The sequence below is a fragment of the Clostridium sp. AF27-2AA genome, from assembly GCF_003478505.1.
GTDB lineage: Bacteria > Bacillota > Clostridia > Lachnospirales > Lachnospiraceae > Brotaphodocola.
The window spans coordinates 263,274-282,483 of sequence record NZ_QUFI01000001.1 but is presented as its reverse complement, the minus strand read 5'-3'; the positions used below and the strand labels follow the sequence as shown (position 1 = coordinate 282,483).

The 19,210-nt window shown below is 43.6% G+C and carries 28 protein-coding genes; all 28 read right to left on the bottom strand.

Going from position 1 to position 19,210, the window contains the following annotated elements; genetic code table 11:
* Positions 1-73: 73 nt before the first annotated feature.
* Positions 74-250, bottom strand: coding sequence for a hypothetical protein (locus DWY84_RS17320; RefSeq protein ID WP_182434899.1), 177 nt, complete (start codon positions 248-250; stop codon positions 74-76).
* Between the two features lie 65 nt (positions 251-315).
* A complete protein-coding gene (locus DWY84_RS01565; protein ID WP_118530211.1) occupies positions 316-792 on the bottom strand; it encodes an antA/AntB antirepressor family protein in 477 nt (158 codons plus the stop codon).
* Positions 793-928: 136 nt separating this feature from the next.
* The gene (locus DWY84_RS01560) at positions 929-1,228 is read right to left on the bottom strand and encodes an antA/AntB antirepressor family protein (protein WP_118530209.1); all 300 of its coding nucleotides are present in this window, start codon (positions 1,226-1,228) and stop codon (positions 929-931) included.
* A 471-nt stretch (positions 1,229-1,699) separates the two neighbouring features.
* Complete coding sequence (locus DWY84_RS01555) at positions 1,700-1,936, bottom strand: toxin-antitoxin system HicB family antitoxin (RefSeq protein WP_279220293.1); 237 nt, start codon at positions 1,934-1,936, stop codon at positions 1,700-1,702.
* A gap of 65 nt (positions 1,937-2,001) precedes the next feature.
* Positions 2,002-2,739 (bottom strand): ORF6C domain-containing protein, encoded by a 738-nt coding sequence (locus tag DWY84_RS01550; protein WP_118530205.1) that lies wholly within the window; start codon positions 2,737-2,739, stop codon positions 2,002-2,004.
* A gap of 115 nt (positions 2,740-2,854) precedes the next feature.
* Entirely contained in the window at positions 2,855-2,998 is a 144-nt protein-coding gene (locus tag DWY84_RS17315; protein ID WP_182434897.1) for a hypothetical protein, read from the bottom strand.
* A gap of 359 nt (positions 2,999-3,357) precedes the next feature.
* On the bottom strand, positions 3,358-3,810 hold the full coding sequence (locus tag DWY84_RS17640; protein WP_243024705.1) for a Zn-ribbon domain-containing protein: 453 nt from the start codon (positions 3,808-3,810) through the stop codon (positions 3,358-3,360).
* 58 nt (positions 3,811-3,868) lie between these two features.
* Positions 3,869-7,744, bottom strand: a complete 3,876-nt coding sequence (locus DWY84_RS01540) for a hypothetical protein (RefSeq protein WP_118530203.1) — start codon at positions 7,742-7,744, stop codon at positions 3,869-3,871.
* 76 nt (positions 7,745-7,820) lie between these two features.
* Entirely contained in the window at positions 7,821-8,156 is a 336-nt protein-coding gene (locus DWY84_RS01535) for a hypothetical protein (RefSeq protein WP_243024704.1), read from the bottom strand.
* A 26-nt stretch (positions 8,157-8,182) separates the two neighbouring features.
* Positions 8,183-8,698, bottom strand: a complete 516-nt coding sequence (locus DWY84_RS01530; protein ID WP_118530201.1) for a hypothetical protein — start codon at positions 8,696-8,698, stop codon at positions 8,183-8,185.
* A 25-nt stretch (positions 8,699-8,723) separates the two neighbouring features.
* Positions 8,724-9,209: a hypothetical protein gene (locus tag DWY84_RS01525; protein ID WP_118530199.1), complete on the bottom strand. Its 486-nt coding sequence runs from the start codon at positions 9,207-9,209 to the stop codon at positions 8,724-8,726.
* A 77-nt stretch (positions 9,210-9,286) separates the two neighbouring features.
* Positions 9,287-9,670: a hypothetical protein gene (locus DWY84_RS01520; RefSeq protein ID WP_118530197.1), complete on the bottom strand. Its 384-nt coding sequence runs from the start codon at positions 9,668-9,670 to the stop codon at positions 9,287-9,289.
* A complete protein-coding gene (locus DWY84_RS01515) occupies positions 9,670-10,200 on the bottom strand; it encodes a hypothetical protein (RefSeq protein ID WP_118530196.1) in 531 nt (176 codons plus the stop codon). The genes DWY84_RS01520 and DWY84_RS01515 overlap by 1 nt, the downstream gene beginning before the upstream one ends.
* Before the next feature lie 6 nt (positions 10,201-10,206).
* Positions 10,207-10,503 (bottom strand): hypothetical protein, encoded by a 297-nt coding sequence (locus tag DWY84_RS01510; protein ID WP_118530194.1) that lies wholly within the window; start codon positions 10,501-10,503, stop codon positions 10,207-10,209.
* A complete protein-coding gene (locus DWY84_RS01505; RefSeq protein WP_118530192.1) occupies positions 10,496-10,924 on the bottom strand; it encodes a hypothetical protein in 429 nt (142 codons plus the stop codon). The genes DWY84_RS01510 and DWY84_RS01505 overlap by 8 nt, the downstream gene beginning before the upstream one ends.
* A 46-nt stretch (positions 10,925-10,970) precedes the next feature.
* On the bottom strand, positions 10,971-11,249 hold the full coding sequence (locus tag DWY84_RS01500; RefSeq protein WP_118530190.1) for a hypothetical protein: 279 nt from the start codon (positions 11,247-11,249) through the stop codon (positions 10,971-10,973).
* A 31-nt stretch (positions 11,250-11,280) separates the two neighbouring features.
* Positions 11,281-11,769, bottom strand: a complete 489-nt coding sequence (locus tag DWY84_RS17555) for a DUF2829 domain-containing protein (RefSeq protein ID WP_207665116.1) — start codon at positions 11,767-11,769, stop codon at positions 11,281-11,283.
* Between the two features lie 135 nt (positions 11,770-11,904).
* Positions 11,905-12,225 (bottom strand): hypothetical protein, encoded by a 321-nt coding sequence (locus tag DWY84_RS01490; protein ID WP_118530188.1) that lies wholly within the window; start codon positions 12,223-12,225, stop codon positions 11,905-11,907.
* A gap of 16 nt (positions 12,226-12,241) precedes the next feature.
* The gene (locus DWY84_RS01485) at positions 12,242-13,537 is read right to left on the bottom strand and encodes a DUF5309 family protein (RefSeq protein ID WP_243024703.1); all 1,296 of its coding nucleotides are present in this window, start codon (positions 13,535-13,537) and stop codon (positions 12,242-12,244) included.
* A 19-nt stretch (positions 13,538-13,556) separates the two neighbouring features.
* Positions 13,557-14,138 carry a hypothetical protein gene (locus DWY84_RS01480; protein ID WP_118530186.1) on the bottom strand — a complete coding sequence of 194 codons (582 nt, stop codon included), beginning with the start codon at positions 14,136-14,138 and terminating at the stop codon, positions 13,557-13,559.
* A 147-nt stretch (positions 14,139-14,285) separates the two neighbouring features.
* On the bottom strand, positions 14,286-15,842 hold the full coding sequence (locus DWY84_RS01475; RefSeq protein WP_118530184.1) for a phage portal protein: 1,557 nt from the start codon (positions 15,840-15,842) through the stop codon (positions 14,286-14,288).
* On the bottom strand, positions 15,832-15,963 hold the full coding sequence (locus DWY84_RS17940) for a hypothetical protein (RefSeq protein ID WP_279220292.1): 132 nt from the start codon (positions 15,961-15,963) through the stop codon (positions 15,832-15,834). The genes DWY84_RS01475 and DWY84_RS17940 overlap by 11 nt, the downstream gene beginning before the upstream one ends.
* A gap of 292 nt (positions 15,964-16,255) precedes the next feature.
* Entirely contained in the window at positions 16,256-16,417 is a 162-nt protein-coding gene (locus tag DWY84_RS17635; RefSeq protein WP_243024702.1) for a hypothetical protein, read from the bottom strand.
* A 379-nt stretch (positions 16,418-16,796) separates the two neighbouring features.
* The gene (locus tag DWY84_RS01455; protein ID WP_118530176.1) at positions 16,797-17,912 is read right to left on the bottom strand and encodes a CHAP domain-containing protein; all 1,116 of its coding nucleotides are present in this window, start codon (positions 17,910-17,912) and stop codon (positions 16,797-16,799) included.
* A 110-nt stretch (positions 17,913-18,022) separates the two neighbouring features.
* On the bottom strand, positions 18,023-18,199 hold the full coding sequence (locus DWY84_RS17310) for a hypothetical protein (RefSeq protein ID WP_182434896.1): 177 nt from the start codon (positions 18,197-18,199) through the stop codon (positions 18,023-18,025).
* 18 nt (positions 18,200-18,217) lie between these two features.
* Positions 18,218-18,535, bottom strand: coding sequence for a hypothetical protein (locus DWY84_RS01450; RefSeq protein ID WP_118530174.1), 318 nt, complete (start codon positions 18,533-18,535; stop codon positions 18,218-18,220).
* Positions 18,536-18,550: 15 nt separating this feature from the next.
* Positions 18,551-18,682 carry an XkdX family protein gene (locus DWY84_RS01445; protein WP_118530172.1) on the bottom strand — a complete coding sequence of 44 codons (132 nt, stop codon included), beginning with the start codon at positions 18,680-18,682 and terminating at the stop codon, positions 18,551-18,553.
* 3 nt (positions 18,683-18,685) lie between these two features.
* Entirely contained in the window at positions 18,686-19,126 is a 441-nt protein-coding gene (locus DWY84_RS01440) for a hypothetical protein (protein WP_118530170.1), read from the bottom strand.
* Positions 19,127-19,210 lie beyond the last annotated feature (84 nt).

Sequence of the window (19,210 nt, the reverse complement as noted above, 5' to 3'; positions counted from 1 at the left end):
GATTTACGTATACCTCTTGTAGGTGTTGGGTGTCCGTCAACTTTCCTAGGGCTAGCGGATACCCCCTTTTTAGTTATTTTCCAAGTTCTTCATCAATCTTCTCGTTTAACCATGCAGTTTTAGTTTGATTCTTCTCTTTCAATCTTGCATTCAATGCATCCAGTTTTTCTCTTGAAACAGATACACTAAATTGTCCAATGGTCTCCCGTCTTTTTTTGAAGTATTCGGAATTATCTTTTCTAGCAACCACTTCATCGCCTCCTTTAAGTTGCTAGCAACATAATACAATAGTTGCTAGCAAAAGTCAAGCGTTAATTAAACAATATGTTCGGCCTGCTTTTTCTGTTCAATCTGCTGCTGCGCAACCGACTGAAAGATTTTATTGAACATCTGGAGTTCCGGAGACAGCTGCGACAAGTCAATAGCTTTCTGCTTTACCCGCTCTTCCACTGTCGTGAAATACTCTCTGGCCTGCTCTGCCTTCTCGCTATTTCCTTTGACGGACAGTTTCTTTGCGAAATGGGCGGTGAGGCGGTAATCTTCTCTTGTGATTTTTCCACCAGTGGGCGTCTCCGCATCAATGATGAGTCGCACCAAATCCTCATTTTCTGTTGCAAATTCATTCTCGATAATATTTTTCTTGCACCATCTTGCGAAATCAGCTTTTCTCAGTTCTAAAAACTCATACAGCTTTCTGGCGGTCGTCATGCCCTGTTCATCAACGCCAAGGGCCATTTCAATAGGTGTTAAATAATTCTGGTCAGTAACGGAGTTATTCATTAAAGCGTTCATATTCAATTGTCTCCTTTCAATTTTGCCTTGAAAGAAGTCTTTTCTGGTGATACAATAATTCACTAGAAGGAGCTTCTTTCTAAGAATCTTCTTTCTACTATTTAGAAGTTGCAATCGTTGGTAGCGGGGCAACTTCTTATTTTTTTATCATGGCTTTCACCAATTCTATGCGCTCAAGCATCGCCATTTCCTTTGCGGTATCAAGCTTGATAATGTGATCTTTCTTGGTCTGACCGGAAGGTGTAGAAATTTCTACGGCTTGAAAATCCTCTTTTTCTAAAGCGTCACAATCTTTCAATCTTCTTTGCGACCACTCTCTATATGGACTCTTTACCGATAAAACTTCATGAAGTTCTGAACCATACACAACCTTTTCACCTGTGCTGGTAACATATACTGGAACCAGTTCATTCTCAATAACTTTTAAGTTTTCCAAAATAATGCTCCTTTCAATTTGACAAGAGCACCTAGGGTCGATATAATACTATTCGACAAGACTTTCGGTGCTTGTTGGATTATAGGAACTGCAATCTTTGGTCGGGGCGCAGTTCCTATTTTTTGTTTCATATTTTAATACTGGCATTGTCTTAAACAAATGCGTGAGACTAATGTTAAATAACTCTGCCTGTACGCCTTTATGTGGCCTTGAGGGGATTCGGAACTGACTATAATAATTATGAAGCAATTCCTCATTCTCCCAATAATTCAAGCAAGGTGGAGAGACACAAAAGATAGTTTCTCTCTTTCCTATGTTCCGTAACCGAGTTCTTGGCATTGTCGTAGCTCCAGTTTTTATCAATGATATTCCCTGAATAATTGGAATCTTTACTGCGTAACAATATCCATAATCCCGGTTGCCAACTGGCAATTTCGACAAATCCTCTGTTATAAACCAGTTATGCATTTATCACACATCCTTCTCGATCATTCTTTTGATTTCAAGGATTCCTTGCAATATCTGATCCTGTTTATCTGCACGAATATCCCCATCAATCAAACGCCGGATATAATCATTTTTGCTTATTCCTAATTCTGCTGCTTTCATTCCAATAAATTCTAATTGTTCCTCGGTTAACCTCAATGTAAATGTTTTAACGCTCATGCCTTTTCTCCTTTCTTTGAAGTCATTTTGAAGTCTTTTCATATTTGAAGTATACATTGAAGTCATTTTAAAGTCAATAGATTTTGTTAGAATAATTACAAATCTTTTTAATTCACGCTCATGTTCATCTGCGCATTACATCCCCTGATCTGTTCAGCCAGAACATACGGCGGCGTATATCCTGAAATCAATTCCACCGCGGTATCGCACTGATTCCGTTTGATGGCTTTGTATGTATTCACGCCAAACTGACGCTTTAATTCCCGGTAGATGTCCTGGTAAGTCTTGCTACGGAGGACGCTGTCTTTGTAAGCATTGCTGCGCTCACCGCCCAGAATCTCCAGGCCCTTTTTCTTAACTGCCTTTGTAATCCGGTTTTCTTCTACTCCCAGAATAGGCATATCCAGTTTGAAATCATCTAAGTCTTTCTGGACCTTGTCCACTTTGTCGTTCACCTGCTTAATAGCAGCATAATGAAGTTCCAGTAATTCCAGGGGAGACTTAGGAGTTCCATAAGAGCCGGTCTTGCGAATGGATGGAAGCACCTCACTGGTTACCCAGCGTTTGAACTTTTTCGCTGATTCAAGTCTGCTACCGAAAATCAGCGCATACAATCCAGATTCATTAATAATTACCATTTTCTGTGTTCCGCCAGGAGTCATCAAATCAGTGACCCCCTTATCCGTTTCATCAACATGGTTTGCTACGGCATTTGCAAGAGATTTTCCTTCTCCATATCCCAGGGCGGCAGCCACATCCTTCCCCACAAACCATGGTTCGCCATCAATGAGCATACCTCTGACATCACCAAAATCCGGATTACTAAATAACTGCATCTCGTTCATAATAAACTATCTCCTTTTCCAAAATTCTTGATTTTCCAGAAAAGGGCTGATATACTTTGTGTACAAGGTCCTTTTCTGGATTTTGCTTTTTGAGCAATCACGTAGGTCGCCAAACTCAGCGTGACTGCTCTTTTTTTGCTTCAATTTCAGTTTTCACAAGCTCAATGATAAGGCCGGTCATCGTCTTATCTTCATTTATTGCAAGAAGCTTTAACTGCTTATGAAGCTCTTCGTCCATGCAAATACATACTCGTTTCATTCTGTTCTCCTTTCCACGGGTTCCATAAGAAACACACTTATTAAAACACGGTTAATTTTGTTTTTCATAACCATAGCATAAGCATTAAGAGATGTAAACCGCCGCATTGTGTACGCAATTATTGGCTTCTATTGTCATTCATGGAAATGGAATTTTTATTGCCAATATTCGACAAGTGTACTGCTAATACTCATTAATCCCCATCTACACACGTCTATTTCACACCTCGTTTTCATAAAATTCAAAATAGTTTGCTCAATTCCGTATATTCATGTGAACTACTAATTATTAAATTTTTATAAACTATTTGAAACAAAAAAATAGCCGACACATGTAAATGCCGGCCATTTATATCCATTTTATATTTTCCGTTCCCAAACCCTGCCACAATTATAGCATTTATATTTTAATTTTTTGGGCTTTGCAATTGATTCCGTAAATGGAACAACCATTGAGTTTACAGGCCCCAACAGCATACTACCAACAATACTTCCCACAACAGCTTTTCTAGCAACCTTTCCTTGAGTCGGTTTTACTAATTCATAATTGCTGCTATGACAATACGGACAACCAGTTTCTATTTTCTCCTGTATTTTCGGTTTTGCAGCCACTGGTATCTTCTGCCCGCAATCGTTGCAATACCCATCTTCGTCAATAGATTCTGAACCACAAAATGGACATTTTCCTGATTCCGATTTTTGCTTTTCTTTTGTCTCCTGTATTACATATTCAGTCGGGCAACCGCAATTTGGACAAGCCGCTGCCTTGTCAGAAAATTCTTTTCCACATTCCGTACACGTTATAAGAGCCATGCCTTATACCTCCTGCGTATGATATTTTCATTCTACCACACATGGGAGAATTTGCAACTTAATACGAAATGCCTAACTGCTTTCCGGTCTTTTTCCTAAAAGTCTTTGCTCCAGCTTTCCAGGCATCTACAACATCACCCTTATCAATAACCGGCTTCGCCAAAAGCTGTTCAAGCAAATCGTTGTTACGCTTCAATTCTCGAAGAAGCTCGGTGTTTGCACTTTGCACGCCAATAGCAATTCCTTGCGTGATCTGTTCATTATTCGCTACAGCAGTCTGACCATTTGAGAACCTACCAACAAGTTCATTATGGTTTGCCATAAATAAGCCGTCCTCTGGGAATCCTCCGGTTGAGAATGTCGGTATATGTCCCAGATTGATTTTAGCTCCCCCAAACACCTCGACACCTGCAATATTTATGGGCTCAATATCAAAATCAAGTTTGCTATTCAACCATGTAGCAAAACGATTCCATATCTGCTTCACTGCATCAAACGCTGCATTAAATGCATCTTCGAATCCAGTTTTTACACCAGACATGGCCGTTTTCCATTTTTCAGCCGTAAACCACGGAGTAACATTAGATGTCCACCAGCTATTAATATCCTGGGACCACTGTCCCACAGTTTCGTCCCATACGGATTTCATAGAAGTTTTCATTGTTGAATACAGTTCCACCCATCTTTGTTGTGTAAACCATGGTACAATATAGCTGTTGTACCACTCGCTCAGAGATTCCGTCCACTCGCCAAAAGAAGATTTAAAGCCTTCTATAATTCCACGCAAAATATTTTGGCCATATGGTTCCATATTTTTTGCTGGTGAGTGAATACCAAATATATTGCAAATTCCTTCGACTACAAAATTGAACAAATCTGCAATAGGTTCTAAAAGCCAAGTTATTCCTGTAGATATACCACTTATTATACCAAGTACAATATTGGCACCAAACTCAATGAAATTATCTGCATTAAAGGCATTTTCAAACACCTGTTTTGTGTAATCCCACATCACAGAAGCCTGATCCCAGTTGAACAGAGTTTCCCCTAATTTCTTCCAGAATTTTGTCACCCACTCACCTTTAACAATGAATGTATCTAGTGCAACTCCGATAGCCGCTCCGATAGCTGCGCCTATTGGGCCACCCCATGCAGCTCCAACTCCTGCACTTACAAGTAACAATAAGCTCTCTCCGATTGCATTTCCAACACTCTCACCGAAATGTTCTAAGATAAAATTATCAACGGCATCAATAATCGCATTTCCGATTACTGTTATAGGTGCATTTCCAATATCAAATCCGGCACAAGCTGCAAGTATAAATTTCAAATTAAACAAAGATATCGGCAATCCTATCAGCGCATCGGAAAGAGTCCCTATTATTTTTTTCCTAGCTTCACTTTTTCTGGTCAAGAAAAAACCGCCAATCATAACAGCAATCGTATCCAACTCTAGCTTATCAAGAAGCACACCTGCAGAATCGAAAATCTTTTGCCAGGATATATTTTTTACTGCTGCTATAAGGGCAGCCTCTAAGCCATCCACCCATGTATTTAATGTATCGGCTAAAAGTGCAAAATCAAACTTATCGAAAAATCCATTTATTCCAGCAGCGATAGAATTTCCAAACTCTGTCCATTCGAAAGTTTCTCCAAATGAATCGAGAAAATGAAGAGCAGTATTTAATACACCCGCAACACTTTCACCAACAGCTTTAAAAAGTTCCGGCTTAATCAGTCCATTCAAAAAGCTCGCAAGGCCAGAACCGAAGTTTTCAGCACCTCTATAGATGTTGTCCCAATTAATATCCTGCAAAGCTTTCGTGAGCGTATTGCTTATGTATTCGCCCAGCTTATACAGGGTGTCAATATCACTAGTGTACTTTTTCCAGATGCTGTCGGTTTCCACCCACTGCCCGCCGGATCCTGCTGTACCTCCGGCACCAGCGCCGCCACCGCCGGAGCCGCCGGAGCCTTTACCGTTGGAACTGGAAATGACATTCAGTTTATCGAAGCCCTGGAGATTGTCTGCCATTTTCTTAGTGTTCTTCGCAGCGTCTCCGGTGCTTCCGGCCAGATCATCGGCACTATCTGCAGCATCGGAAAAATCATCAGAAATGCCACCGCCGCCCTCATAGGTCCACCCAAAGATTGCCCCTAAAGCGTTGGAAACAACTTCGGCGAACTGAATCACTTTGAGCATGACAGAGTTAAGAGCACGGACGAACGGCTTGAATGCGTTAATCAGAGAACCACCAACGATAGAACCTAAGCTCTGGAAACCGCCTGCAAGAAGAACTAATTGGTTATGCCAGGAATGACTTGTATCACTGAAATCACCCATAACTTGCTTGCTACGATCCATGACATACTGGTAGCGCAGCCATGTCTTTTCAGCGGCACTCATACTCTTGATGTTGGCATTCAGTCCATTATTCAGCGCCCATTCCTTTAAGGTTGCCTGAGTAAGATCAATGCCATACTTACGCATCGGCATGGTTTGACCTGTAAATACAGCTTCCAAGCTCTTAGCAACATCCTTCTGCTCTACGTTATAGAAAGATGCCATATCTGCTGCCAGCTTCGTCAACTCAATGGACATGTCGGACATCTTTTTCTGAGAGAATCCCATAGCAACACCCATAGCCTGGTAGCGACTGGCAATGTCCTTTGCAGTTAAGGCAGACATGCCGTATTGGCTCAAAGAAATCTTTGAGAAGTCCTCAACCTTTTCCACCATGTCTCCAAATGTCTTATCAACAACGTTCTGAACCTCGGTCAGGTCAGAAGAAATGTCCATAGCCTTGCGGAACATTCCCATAGCACGGAACAGCATCCAGTAAGTCGCATAAACTCTACCGATAGCGGATGCAATGCCCTTGCTGGAAGTCTTTACCTTTTTGGAACTTCCAGAGAACAGGTTAAATCCCTGATTCATCGCAGAAGTGGCGCTGCCTACCCTGCTGCCGGCTCCGGCCAGATTGGCAAGCGCCGTAGTCATCTGGATCAGATTCTGGCTGACAACTGGAGCCTTAGACAAAGTAGTCATAAGCTGATTCAGTGCTACGCCTAGATTTTGGATATTTGGAATTGCATTTCCGGCAGCCTTGCCACCCAGTTTGGTAATGGACGATACCAGGTTTGCGAGACTGGTGGTATCAAAGTTCAGTTTGCCTATGCCGTTAAGGCCAGATACGAACTTAAGCAACTGCTCCTTAATTGGCTTAAGATTCGCCGCTGCCTGGGTAGCCTTTGTGCCGCCCAGCCTGGTAATTCCAGAAATCAAATTGCCAAGGCCGGTAAAGTCAAAGGTCACGCTTCCTACAGAGTTCATGGTAAGGACAAAATCTCTGAGGTGCGCAGATATTTGCGGCAATAAAGCTACAGCCTGCGCTGCATTGGCACTACCTAACCGGCTGACAGAATTTACCATAGACACCAGGCCATCCGCATTAAAGGTGACCTGTCCTACAGTATTCATGCTAGTAACAAAATCTGACAGACTCGTTTTAAGAAATTCCAGGTTCTGCGCAGCCTCAGTAATAGAAGCACGACCAAGCTTTGCCACAGATCCGGCCAGAGTATCAAAACTCTGGGAATCAAAATGGACCCGGTCAATTCCGGTCATACTGGAGATGAAATCTGCCATAGACCTTGAAACAGCAGAGATAGCTCCTGAATCCACCGCAGACAATTTATTAAGCCCAGTCGCAATACGTGTGAAATCGGCAGTTTTCGTGTTCTTATTGAAGTTTTGTACCGATGAAGTTATCTGGTTAAGTCCATTAGAAATGTTGGTCGCATTGGACATTTTTACGCTAGTTATCGCAGACTGCAGCTGCAGCATTTTGTCGATAAACTTATCCAGTTTCGCATCGGCACTCTTTGTACTGGCATCAATTTGGACTTTTAACTCATCAATCACATCAGACATGACGTCCACCTTTCCCTGAACGCAAAAAGGGCGAGTGATCTAATATCACTCGCCCCTTGCGGTCATCGGTCCAACATCACTCGTCCTTTGCGTTTTTCAGTTTTATTTTAGTTTCAAGCGCTCCAGCAAAACCGATAAACTTCTGCAGTTCCCGCTCTTCTGCTGCCTTGCGCTCCGCTTCCGTAACTGGAAGAATCCGCACAGGTTTCTCCGGATAGGTTCCTTTCTGTCTCCGCTTTGTGAACGGCATCATGTTGCACACGGTAGCATCCATAGCAGCTGCTACTAGCTGACCCATGTACCACATGTCATTCATGCGTTCCTGACGCTGTCTGGCATAAGCCGTTTCAAAAGCCTCCAACTTCCTTGGATTCAGATGCCAGAACAGGTCATACGGAACACCTATTGACAAAGCGTAAGGAAGATACTCTTCATCAATTATTTTGCAGAAGTCGATTTCGCCTTGCTGTTTGCCCGGGTCTTCCCGGATTTGGACGGTACTGCCGGCTGAGTCTCCGCTACCATTGTTGCAGCCTGGTTCTCCAGCATCTTGTCCAGGCCGGTCAGTTTGAAAAAACCGTCATCCTGCATACACTCCTTAATCAAATCAAACATGCCCGGGAAGGTTGCAGATTCATCATGTGAATCCTTGAAATACTGCTTAAGCAGCTTTCCTGCCTCTGCCTCGTTCATGACAGCATTGTTTTCCATCAGTCCTGCATAAAACGCAGTAATGACGGTATCCGGCATTTCAGCATACATATCAGCCACACCGTCAATCAGCGCGGATGCACGGTCTGCCTTAGTCTCATCCTCAGCCCCAGTTAAACCGGATCGTCCCAGATAACTGCCGGATAACATCTTGAACATCTTATTGATAAGCTGTTTGTGCTTTGCCGCCTGGAAACTGAACTCCAGAACATACTCTTTATCACCGATATTTAAAGTCTTCATGAATATTTACCTCCCTTAAAAATTCTTACTCTGCGTCTGTCGGAGCAATAGCCTCAGCCCAACCAATCTCGCCGGTCGGAGTTACGTTTGCATCACCATCCCAGATAGCATCAACGTCAGCAGACGGGAAGCCTAACTTAGTTGGTGTGCAGGTAAAGAAAAAGCTCTTAGTAAGCTTCGGGTGATAGAACTCCATCCACATGCGCTTATTGGATGCTGATGCGGTCTCTACATCGCCACACAGCTTCTCCCACATATCCAGGAACACCTGAGACATACCAAAGGTGATAGCCAGCGCACCACCCATATCCTTTAAGCCCTCAACGTAGGTTTTCCACTCTGTCGCATTCAGAGAGGTGGAGTCATATGTAGACGGCTCAGGGTTGGTATTCGGAATAGACTTCGGATTCGGAATGTTGGTAAATGCAGTCGGCTTAGTGCCGGCGGTTTCCTCAATCGCATAGGCAACCTTAATACCAGCAGTACTTAAATCAATAGCTTTTGCTGCCATTATTTTGACCCTCCTTAAAAATGAGAAAAAAAATATGGCCCCGCCTAAAATGGCGGGGTCTCAGTTACCTTAAGTTTTTACAGCGAATCGCCCTCACAATAAGTTCTTCGGAACCTTGCAATCCAACGATACGCTTCTGTTGTACTCGCCCGATCAACTTCCACCGGGCCATAATTCATTGTAAATCCCATCTGCCGCATCAGCTCCGCAGTATGGAAAATCAACTGCTTTGCTGTACTGCTCGATTTGGAATCATATACCGTAATTTCAAATGATGCCTGAATTGCACACTGTTTATTCTGCAACGATGCGCTTGTGGTCGGCTCCCCAAGCGTTTTTATGTACAGATAGGGGAATGCCGGAGGCTTATCATTCTTCGTGGTGCCGCTGCCTTTCAAATGCTTTTTCATGGTCTCATCGTTCACCAGATTAGAATAGACTCTGGATGAGATATCAATCATCAGCCAAACACCTCCTTAGCGCATTCTCTTACTTTTTCACGGATAGCCACAGATGCGTTGTACATTGGCATGGTGGCCTTTGTGCCGTGTGTATAGTGCCACTTTTCATCCTCGCCCCAATAATACCAGCCATCCTCAAACGCATGAATCTGGCCTGGGAAAGTGCCGACTCCGTAGCCCATCTCACCAGCTTTTGGATTGGCATTGGCGTTGTAGTGAATACCACTTCCGAACTCAACCAGGAGTAAAGTGGAAACAGTTCCGTAATCATTAGACTTTTTCTGTCCCGTTGCAATCAGCATCGCCTTGCATCCAGCATCTGCCGGTTCCATATCTATGCGAACTGATATCGTCTTACCCAGCGGAGACTCAGCAATATGGCTTTCTGCGACCTCCATGCCAGATTCCGCAAGCTTCTTACAGAATAGCTCCGCTTTACGTTGAAGATCTTGTTTGTAGTCCTTGAGCTGGTCAATAATGCTTTGGATTCCCTTTGCTGACAGGTCTCCGCGGATTACTTTTTTAGCCATGACCGTTTACTCCTCTGCAAGATCGTATGTCTTTGCGAAGATATCCGGCTTACATGGGTAAAATTCACCAGCAACATCTTTGATGATATAGTCTCCGATACTCGCTACATGCTCGCCTTCTAAAGTCTTAATGATCAAGCCACCCTTTATAGCAAAATGATCTATACGAAAGGTCTCTCCAAAAGAAGTCATGTATTCATCTTTCTTCTCACCATTGGTAAGAAAGTCGAACATTTCTCGCTGATTTTCACCAGTCCACTGAATTGCATCAATTTCAACTGGCTTCTTTCTATATTTAGCCATCTGCATCCTCCGTTTTCTTCTTAATTGCAATCAATAGAGAATTAAGGCTCTTCGCCACCTTGACCACCTTGTAATCCGGATCATTGAGAAGATTTCCTTCTTCGTCATATTGTGGTTTTTTGTCAACGAATAACATCGAAAGTTCATCAATTGGCAAATCCATATCACATGAGCAAATGGTCTTGTCATACTCTACATTCACGCCAAATGGATCTGTAGACGCCTCAGAACGGGCCGGAGAAACATTCGCTTTGAACAACACCGGACTCTTATATCCGGCTATGTACTCACCTGTTAGAAGCGGATTCCCGGTCACTGGATCGAGAACAGGATTTCCATCAAGATCCGTTTCATAAACGGGAATATTGGCATCATACAGTTGATACCACAGCTCGACCTTATTTCTCTTCAAGCCCCTCATACGCACCCCTTTCTGGCAAAAGAAAAAGAGAGGATTGTCCTCTCTCTTACTTTACGCCCGGTCCATGCTTCTGATCTTTGTCTTTATTGCCCTTTGCACTGGTCGGAGTAAACCCAGCTGTAACAGTACCGTCTACCGGATGATTACCGCCCTTCGGAATACCAACGCTAGGACCGGAATGCACCGTATGACCACAGTCATCAGCTTCCGCATCAAAGCCATTCTTTGCATTGTTGTGATGATCATTAATATCGCAATGTTCCGCATCATGCGGCTCACAGTCACGGTGCATCTTCTCAGCTTCTAAATTCATGTTTTCGCCCATAATTTATACCTTTTCCTTCCTCATTTTAATGTCATTCTACAATCTTCCAGTCTTCGGCCAGCATGTCTGTCTGAGAAGCAAGCCAGCCAACAACAAACTTATCATTTGCGGTCTTCATTACGATAGACGGACAGGTTAAGTCGCCCTTTAAGTCCTTCACGCAGGTCAAATCTGCCGTGGTATCGAAATCAATATTATCTGCCAGGAAAAGGAACATTCCCTTTTCGTTCCATCCTTTACGGGCAACCTTGTGTCCTTCCTTCATGTTCATGATTGCGCTGCCGAAATCCATCGGATCATCCGTGCGCTCAAATGAATAATCCTCAATGTGAATTTTCACACTGTTCGCATGCACCAGATCATCATCATAAGTCCGATCGATATAGGCCATCTTATCTTCCACATTGCTGTTGGAAATAACCTCGATTTCGCCGCCCGGCATCCGAACCATCAGGGTAACACAAATTGCTTTATCTTTTACGGCTTCATAATCCGCAAACAGTCTTTCTTTTCTTGTCATGATAACCTCCTCTTTCCTCCCGTTTACAACGATCATGCGCTTGCCCACCACCATGTCTTGCTCATACCCTGCATCCGACCGGGAGGTTTAGCCGGACACGCACCGTCTTTTCTAACCGTCTGGAATCCCAAGCGGTTACAGCACCTTTACCATAGGTGTTATGTCAAAAAATATACTGTCTTCCGATTCATATGCGCGGGAAATGGAGTTCTCACTATGGGAACTCTCCCCATCTGCGCCCTGTTTCGCCCAGTAGTAAACGGCAGCTTCGAATATCATACCCTGATACCGTTTCACTGCCGCTTCTTTCTGCTCATCTGTATAGCCGAATGGATACCGCTTCAAACAAACCTTTCGAATGGCCCGATTGATGAGAATGAGCAGAACCGGCTTGTCCATTTCCGTCACCTCATCACCAAGGTATTCCATGACTTCATCCAGGATCTCCGCTTCCACTCATCTCACCTCGCTCCTACTCTGTTTTTGCGGTCACGGTTGCACTTCCGGCCTTAACTGCCTTGTAGCTTGCATCGCACTCAACGATGGTGATGAACTGACCAGATGTTGCTTCGATTTCATCAGAACCATTCCAGGACTTCCAGGTCTGTACATTCTGGTTCAGTACGACGCCTGCTGCACTGCTGCCGACTTTGTACTTGTAAGAATTACCACCTGTCTTTTCCGGAGTTACGGTAATCTTAGTCTTGCCAACAGTGGTTAAGCTTGCTGCAGAAGCCACAGTCAGAGTTCCCAGTTCAGCTTCACCGGAAATATCCGCAGAGGTAATCTGAAATACCTTGCGTGCCAGATCACTGTTTTTCGGCATCTTAGTGGACAGTCCGGTAATTTTCGCAGAATACCACTCCGGTCCATGATCTAAACCAACCTGACCAAAGATCTGCTTTTTGGTTCCTGCACCAGTTTTTGCAAGCTCTTCAAGGAAGAAATTGCCTTTGCCCGGAACGGGCTGATCTACAGGAGCCATGACCAACGGGTCAAAAATAGCAATAGTGCCCGCTGGAAGGTACTTAAGGCTTCTCAGGCCGACGGTGCCCAGCGGAGTAAGCACGGTATCAATGGCAATGCCATTTACCATTCTTCCACTATCCACGATGGTTAAGCCATTTGCTGCAGCATCAGCATTCAGCTGCATTCTACTGGTAGAATCCAGGCCGAGAATCAGGCCGTCCAGAGAACCATTGCTTTCATCAATCAACTTCAGAGCCTCACAAACCAGAAGGAAGGACAGACTCTTTCCGTCCGCATCAATTACGTTTGATGTGATAGCATTCAGAAGTCCGCGGGATCTGTTAGCTACGCTGTCGCCAGTGGATTTCTGATACACGCCGTTGATGAAGGTGTACTCAATATCCTGAGCAATCTTCGCCATCTTGGCCGCAATCTGAAAATCTTCCTCAGTCGGCGGATTCGGCTGCTGACCGGCAACATTAATGCCTGCCATAGTGCCCATATTAGACATCTTTCCATAGGAAATACCAACGGACTCCTGGAAAATCTGAGTTACGTTAGTTTTCTGTTCCCTAGTTACGATGCTGGAATCCGGAGCAGTTAAGGACTGGCTCTCAGAAATATTCGGCTGAGATCCCTGAGCAGTCTCAAATTCCTGACCGGTTACGAATTCTGTGTGATTAGTAGATTTCCGTCTCGCACCAATCATGGTAGAAAACGGAGTTTTAGTGTTGCCCTTATTAAACAGCATTCCACTGTAATTCGGGGTGTTGCCACTCATTGCATAGATGTCTGACATACTCTTTTACCTTACCTTTCTATCTTTTTGCATTTGCTTCACTCTGCTGACGCACTAAGGAAGCATAAGTAACCATATCGCCACGCTCTTGCGCTTCTGCAATCTGTTTGGAGAGGTCCACTCTTCCAGAGCCATTGCCGGCCGGAGGATTCACCTGATACTCCTTTTCCCAAGCACTTTTAAGAGAAGCTTCCCGCTTATCTGCAAAGATTTTCTCATTGCTGAGAACAGTTGCATTGTCGCCGTCATACATGGCCGTTGCGGTCTCTGTAGCGAAATCTTTATCAAAGCCGCGTTCCATGTAAGCACCAGCCAGTTCGGAAATCTTGAGTGTTCTCTCAAGATCCTGGTTTTTTTTCACCATCGCATCCCACTGTTCCTTGCGTTCAGCTTCGGCTTTTTCAGCTTCCGACATCTGCTCACGCTGTTTTCTCTTGTTCTCTGCAATCTGAGCGGAATACTGGTCAATAAGTCCTTTGTTTTTCTGGTTTTCTCGCTCATGGTCGGCCCTCAGCATATAAATCTCATCGAATTTTGCTTTAGCCTCTTCATCACTCATGCCATCCACGTAGGCACTTCCTAATAAAGCTTTCCAATCCATACAAATTACCTCCTGCGTTTTAAAGGCTTCTCTGCCTATTAATTTTTGCGCTTTTACTTCATCTCCGAAGATTATTTATGCCCGCGAAATTTATATAGCGGCTTCTCTGCCGCATTATAAAAAGCGCCCATTTCTGAGCGCCTTAATTCATAACTGTCCAGACAATGGACTGTTTTTGTTCTGATCCGAATTATCCTGCATAATTTTGCCCGCATCAGGCTCCTCGCTGCCAACAGATGTTGTGCCAGTTCCTTTTGCATAGGACTTCTGAATTTCCTTAATCATTTCCATGGAATCAACTGCAAACTGCTGTGTGTCGGTTGTAAAGGATGCAATTTCAGTTGCCCTAAGCGGATCCGCTCCGTTTTTTAGAAGCGTTGCCCAAGCATTCACTTTGTCGGTCAGATTGTAAGTTTTGTTTCTGGTGAACTTGATTCCCACATCAGACACCCTAAGGCTTCCAATATCTGCATCATCACGATCTTTATCATGCCGTGCAATTGCCAGCATCACTTTAATGGCTCTTCGCTCCGACTGTTCGAACTCCTGTTCACTCGTCTGTGCTCTCGAATCAGCTTCTGAATAGCCGTTGGACATGCTCGTAGCCGTTCCGGTAGAGCCTCCGGTAGAAATACCAAACATCGGAACTCCGGAAATTTCTTGCGTTTCCTGTTTCAAGTAGTCCACATACGACTGAATTTCCGACTGATTCAATGTCTGGGTGAGATATGTAATCTTTGCATCCCGACCATCACCAGAGCTTTTTGTTATGATCAAGCCATTACCATCAACGAGCTGCTGTTTTTGCCCATCATCTAGTTCACAGTTATGGAACCATAAAAGCGCCTGAACAAATTGAGCAATATCATTTGCCCTATCCGAATTGACAGTGTTAAGCTCATCCAAAATCGGCATTACGGATTCAAAACATCCAAAGCTATTTCCAAGGATATTTCTCTCGTTTGCATACTCAATAACAGGAATCTCCCCATAAGTCCAAGGCTTGACCGTGAAGCCCTCATTGCATGCCGCATTCATTCCTATTGGACGGGTAATTTCAAAATAGTTTTTCTTGCTCCATGCGCCGATTTTATATGTTCCGTTATCAGTAATTGCATAAGACACACCCAACATTGGCTCACGGAAGGCGTCATTTTTATATACAACAAATGCTCTCATTGGATTAAGTGTTGTAATTTTGAAAAGCGAAAGTTCCTCTTCATTATCATTCGGGAGAATGAGCCGATATCCAAGCCCGCAAGTCTTAAAACTGTCTGCCAGAAGCATGTCCTTAGAAGATTTGCTTTGCTCTCTTAGCATTTCATTCAACGCTGTAATTCGATAATCATCTTTAATAGACTCATCTTTTTTAAAGATCTTTGAAAGAATCTTTGCCAACTTACCTTTCAGCGCCTGGATTTCACCAGCTTGCACATACGTAATCGGATTGCTAAATTCGTATCCGAGTTTGAATGCCTTAATGCGACTCGCAACATTAATAACCACCCGTTCATTAATGTCCTCACGAATTTCTTTTTTCCGATTTAATATAGGCTGTTCGCCCGCCACATAATCAAACAGATAAATTTCTTCCAGCACATTCCATTCGTGTTCGCAGAATGCCTTATTAAGAACAGGCAAAATATTTTGCGGCGTAATCACATCTACATCCGTAAACAGCATTCTTCTGCCTTTAGTCAGCATTTTTATCACCTTTTACCTTTTTGGGCCAAAATGTAACACCACTAGAAGTTTTTCGATCCTTAAGCGGTATATGATTAGTTTTCCATATGTTTGTCTTAGCGCCATCATTCTTCTTGCCCATAGTCACACCACCCAATTTTGCATAGAAAAAAGACACCCAGATAATCTGAGTGCCTTGCATAATTTTCACTGATATCATAATAGCATATCTAAAATGGCATTTGTGGCAGACTTTGTGGTTTGAAGGGAGGTTTTTACTGAAATAGTACAGGATATAGTAATATTGTAACAGGAAATATTACACTTTCCCAAGTCAGCCAAGGAATCAAAGATATGCCCATTTTATTTCCCAAAGCATTCAAAGCGACACCTAGAGTATTTGTTACGGTTGAATCAACAACTATAAATTATAACTACGGAAGTATTCTTGCGTTTTGTTCTAATATATCTACAACTGGTTTTACTTTAAGAATTGCCAATGCATCAGACGCTGTATATACGCCAGCAGTGAATTGGATGGCCATTGCGACATAATTATTGTGACAAATAGCATATTCCAAAATTAATGGTTCCATTGACAAAACCACCTTTAGAAGCCCTTATAACCAGTTTCCCTGTATTATCTATGAGATAAATATATATATCCGACGTTTGATACGCTGCTGTATTTATGATTGATATAGGACGTTTTATTGTATTGGTAAATTGACCAACTATTATATTATCACCTTCATTCGTTGTTCCGGTGGCTGTCAGTGAAATATACAGTTGCACGACTTTTCCACATACGCTTTGTTTAAGTGTGACGATATTGGCATTACCGCTTGTTTTAGTAAATGGGATGTCAACTCCAGACCAAGTTTTTTCAACGATGTTAATATTACTATATTCAGGAGAGTTTTTGAAGAAAATCAAAGGATTCCCCGCACCATCACAGCGCGGGGATGAAGAAATTTATTCAGCAAGCTGATATTTATCAAAATCCGGTATTTTAGTATCCCATTCCGGCTGCCATGCGCCATCATCGCCCACCCAGTAGTACAGATTCTGATCTGAAGACTTAACATAAGCATTTCTGGCCATCTCACCAGATTTTGTTACATAGTAATATGTCCCGCTGTCCAGGATCCATCTGGAGGTTGCCATATAGCCGGTACTGTCGAAGTAATAATAAATGCCATCAATCTGCTGCCAGGCATTTACCGCAAAACGATACCCAAGCTGCACATACCACCACAGGGCGTTGTCTTCCAGAACCCAGCCAGAAAGAAATCTGGCAGAAATCCAACCAACACCGGCACCGTAAGCAATCTGATACCACGGCTTACCATCAACAAAACACTTCCGAATAGGCTTAATCATAGTTCCCTTTTTCAGTTCTCCGATGGCCTTTCCTGTAGCAGGGTAGTCCCGCACAAACAGTGCTTCCGCTCCAACTACTTTAAGACCTTTCTGTCCGGTCGATACCCCATACATGATGAGCTCTGGTTCCTCGGTCTCCGAATCATAAACAGGATGCCAGAAATATGTCTTGCTGTCCAGGTGATGCCATTTTTCACAAACTGCCCCGCCGTCTGGATCCACCTTATCAGCACCGCCACTTGTGTTGCCCTCTACCGAAGTAAATCCGTTTCCGTTACTATTCACACTAGATACGATGCCAAAATGACCATATTTCTTTCCAGTCCAGAAAATCACTGGTGCACCGACTGCCGGTTTATGATCCAGCCGCTTGTCTCTGAGATGCTGATTTACGAACTGCTGACAGTTATATGGTAAATCACCACCAAGAAGATCTTTTGCCGCAGTAACAGCGTTGTTCTGGGAAAGACCGCGTTCCATCAGCGCAAGAACAAAAACATCTGCTCCGAACATAGCGCACCAGGCCTGCCCCTGAAAATTTCTGCGTACATAATCATTATAGAGCATAGCCCAAATGGTGTAGTTGTTGTATCCCGGCGACCAATGAAAATTCCACATCTGCGCCCGGGTTCCCAGTTTGCTTTTTTCCTGATAGTTCTTGTATTTTCTCGCCATATCAACAACATGGCTCGCTTTTAATCCATACATAACCAAACCTCCACAAAAAGAAAAAGGCGGCCATTTCTGACCGCCGTATGTATAGTTGGCTTTAGACCGCCCGGTTACCGCCGGACCCGGAGAAAAGGATCACCGCCTTTCTATTTACCTGCTTTCTGTGCCTGTGTACCGAAATAAAACCCCACAATCATAGTGAAAATGGTAAGGAACTGTTCCCCTGTGATTTCTCCGGCGCAAGTTAATCCGATAAATCCGCCAGTCAGTGCCAACGTCATAATACTTTTCACATCAATTAGTTTCGCTAACTTTTCTTTCATGGTATTCGCTCTCCTCTACTATTTAATATGCTGGGCCATCATATAGATAACCCCTGTCGCAAGAGCCCCAGCCATTGCCCCGACCATAGTATTAAAGATGGTCCGCGTCATACTACTCCAGCGCTCCGCAGGTTCGGCTTCTAATTTGGCCAAGCGTGCGCCCTGATTCTTCTGCTCCTCAATCATGGATTCCATTGACAGTGCCAATTTCTGGACTGACAGTGCAAGGCTACTCAGGGACTTTCCCTGCTCTTCCTGTTCGTCCATCCTATGTTTAAGGGATTTTATCTGCTGATCATGGTTTTCCAGTTTTACAGCAACCTCTGTATCTGTCATGTCCGGCACCTCCTACTACTTTTTCTTTTTTGCTGCGATAATTTCCTGCCGCTGTTCCTCGGTAATCCAACCTTTGATAACAGCGTTGGATAATCCTACCGTTGACAGCCTATCATTAATATAAAGATTTTTCAGTCTATCAAACATCTCTCATCCCTCCAGATCAGCTAAAACAAGCATATCAACAGTTTCATTGAGGTTGGCAATCTGCTTCTGGGCTGCCGCAAGCTCTGCCCGAATATCTGCTTTTTTCAGGACCACAATCATAGCCGCACCATGCACATCTTCTGTGGTGTAAAGAGTGTTGCCGGACTCATCAGTGCCAGCTTCCACCTGTTTCGTGCCGATCACGAAATCCATTTTCTTAGTAATTCCATCCAGGCAGGTGTAACCAACCTTGGTCTCCATGGCCTCGCCGTCTGCGTCCAGAATCAGCAAACGGTCATTCCCTTCGATGTCCGACTCGATCTGTTCATAGGTCTTGCCATTCGGGAATACAAAAATCACCTTTGCGGTATCATCCGCAAAATATGCCCCATTCGGTGTCAGCTCATAGACTGCTCCGCTCTGGGTTTTAAGTTTCTCACTCATAAAGAGCTCCTTTCTGCCCTGTTTTCGGGCAATAAAAAATAGACCCGAAGGTCTTATTGAAAATGTTACACTTCCAAAATTTGG

Coding starts and splice junctions, on each gene's coding strand:
- DWY84_RS01505 (WP_118530192.1), bottom strand. CDS start 10,924: ATGAGGGGCTTGAAGAGAAATAAGGTCGAGCTGTGGTATCAACTGTAT.
- DWY84_RS01480 (WP_118530186.1), bottom strand. CDS start 14,138: ATGGATTGGAAAGCTTTATTAGGAAGTGCCTACGTGGATGGCATGAGT.
- DWY84_RS01455 (WP_118530176.1), bottom strand. CDS start 17,912: ATGTATGGATTAAAAGCGAGCCATGTTGTTGATATGGCGAGAAAATAC.
- DWY84_RS01530 (WP_118530201.1), bottom strand. CDS start 8,698: ATGAAGACTTTAAATATCGGTGATAAAGAGTATGTTCTGGAGTTCAGT.
- DWY84_RS17315 (WP_182434897.1), bottom strand. CDS start 2,998: ATGAAACGAGTATGTATTTGCATGGACGAAGAGCTTCATAAGCAGTTA.
- DWY84_RS17555 (WP_207665116.1), bottom strand. CDS start 11,769: ATGACAAGAAAAGAAAGACTGTTTGCGGATTATGAAGCCGTAAAAGAT.
- DWY84_RS17310 (WP_182434896.1), bottom strand. CDS start 18,199: ATGAAAGAAAAGTTAGCGAAACTAATTGATGTGAAAAGTATTATGACG.
- DWY84_RS01540 (WP_118530203.1), bottom strand. CDS start 7,744: ATGTCTGATGTGATTGATGAGTTAAAAGTCCAAATTGATGCCAGTACA.
- DWY84_RS01520 (WP_118530197.1), bottom strand. CDS start 9,670: ATGATTGATATCTCATCCAGAGTCTATTCTAATCTGGTGAACGATGAG.
- DWY84_RS01475 (WP_118530184.1), bottom strand. CDS start 15,842: ATGCTGACTAAAGGCAGAAGAATGCTGTTTACGGATGTAGATGTGATT.
- DWY84_RS17640 (WP_243024705.1), bottom strand. CDS start 3,810: ATGGCTCTTATAACGTGTACGGAATGTGGAAAAGAATTTTCTGACAAG.
- DWY84_RS01485 (WP_243024703.1), bottom strand. CDS start 13,537: ATGTCAGACATCTATGCAATGAGTGGCAACACCCCGAATTACAGTGGA.
- DWY84_RS01555 (WP_279220293.1), bottom strand. CDS start 1,936: ATGAAAAGACTTCAAAATGACTTCAAAGAAAGGAGAAAAGGCATGAGC.
- DWY84_RS01550 (WP_118530205.1), bottom strand. CDS start 2,739: ATGAACGAGATGCAGTTATTTAGTAATCCGGATTTTGGTGATGTCAGA.
- DWY84_RS01445 (WP_118530172.1), bottom strand. CDS start 18,682: ATGTTTGATAGACTGAAAAATCTTTATATTAATGATAGGCTGTCAACG.
- DWY84_RS17940 (WP_279220292.1), bottom strand. CDS start 15,963: ATGGGCAAGAAGAATGATGGCGCTAAGACAAACATATGGAAAACTAAT.
- DWY84_RS01525 (WP_118530199.1), bottom strand. CDS start 9,209: ATGGCAGCAAAAGCTATTGATTTAAGTACTGCTGGTATTAAGGTTGCC.
- DWY84_RS01565 (WP_118530211.1), bottom strand. CDS start 792: ATGAACGCTTTAATGAATAACTCCGTTACTGACCAGAATTATTTAACA.
- DWY84_RS17635 (WP_243024702.1), bottom strand. CDS start 16,417: ATGGAACCATTAATTTTGGAATATGCTATTTGTCACAATAATTATGTC.
- DWY84_RS01440 (WP_118530170.1), bottom strand. CDS start 19,126: ATGAGTGAGAAACTTAAAACCCAGAGCGGAGCAGTCTATGAGCTGACA.
- DWY84_RS01515 (WP_118530196.1), bottom strand. CDS start 10,200: ATGGCTAAAAAAGTAATCCGCGGAGACCTGTCAGCAAAGGGAATCCAA.
- DWY84_RS01510 (WP_118530194.1), bottom strand. CDS start 10,503: ATGGCTAAATATAGAAAGAAGCCAGTTGAAATTGATGCAATTCAGTGG.
- DWY84_RS01500 (WP_118530190.1), bottom strand. CDS start 11,249: ATGGGCGAAAACATGAATTTAGAAGCTGAGAAGATGCACCGTGACTGT.
- DWY84_RS01450 (WP_118530174.1), bottom strand. CDS start 18,535: ATGACAGATACAGAGGTTGCTGTAAAACTGGAAAACCATGATCAGCAG.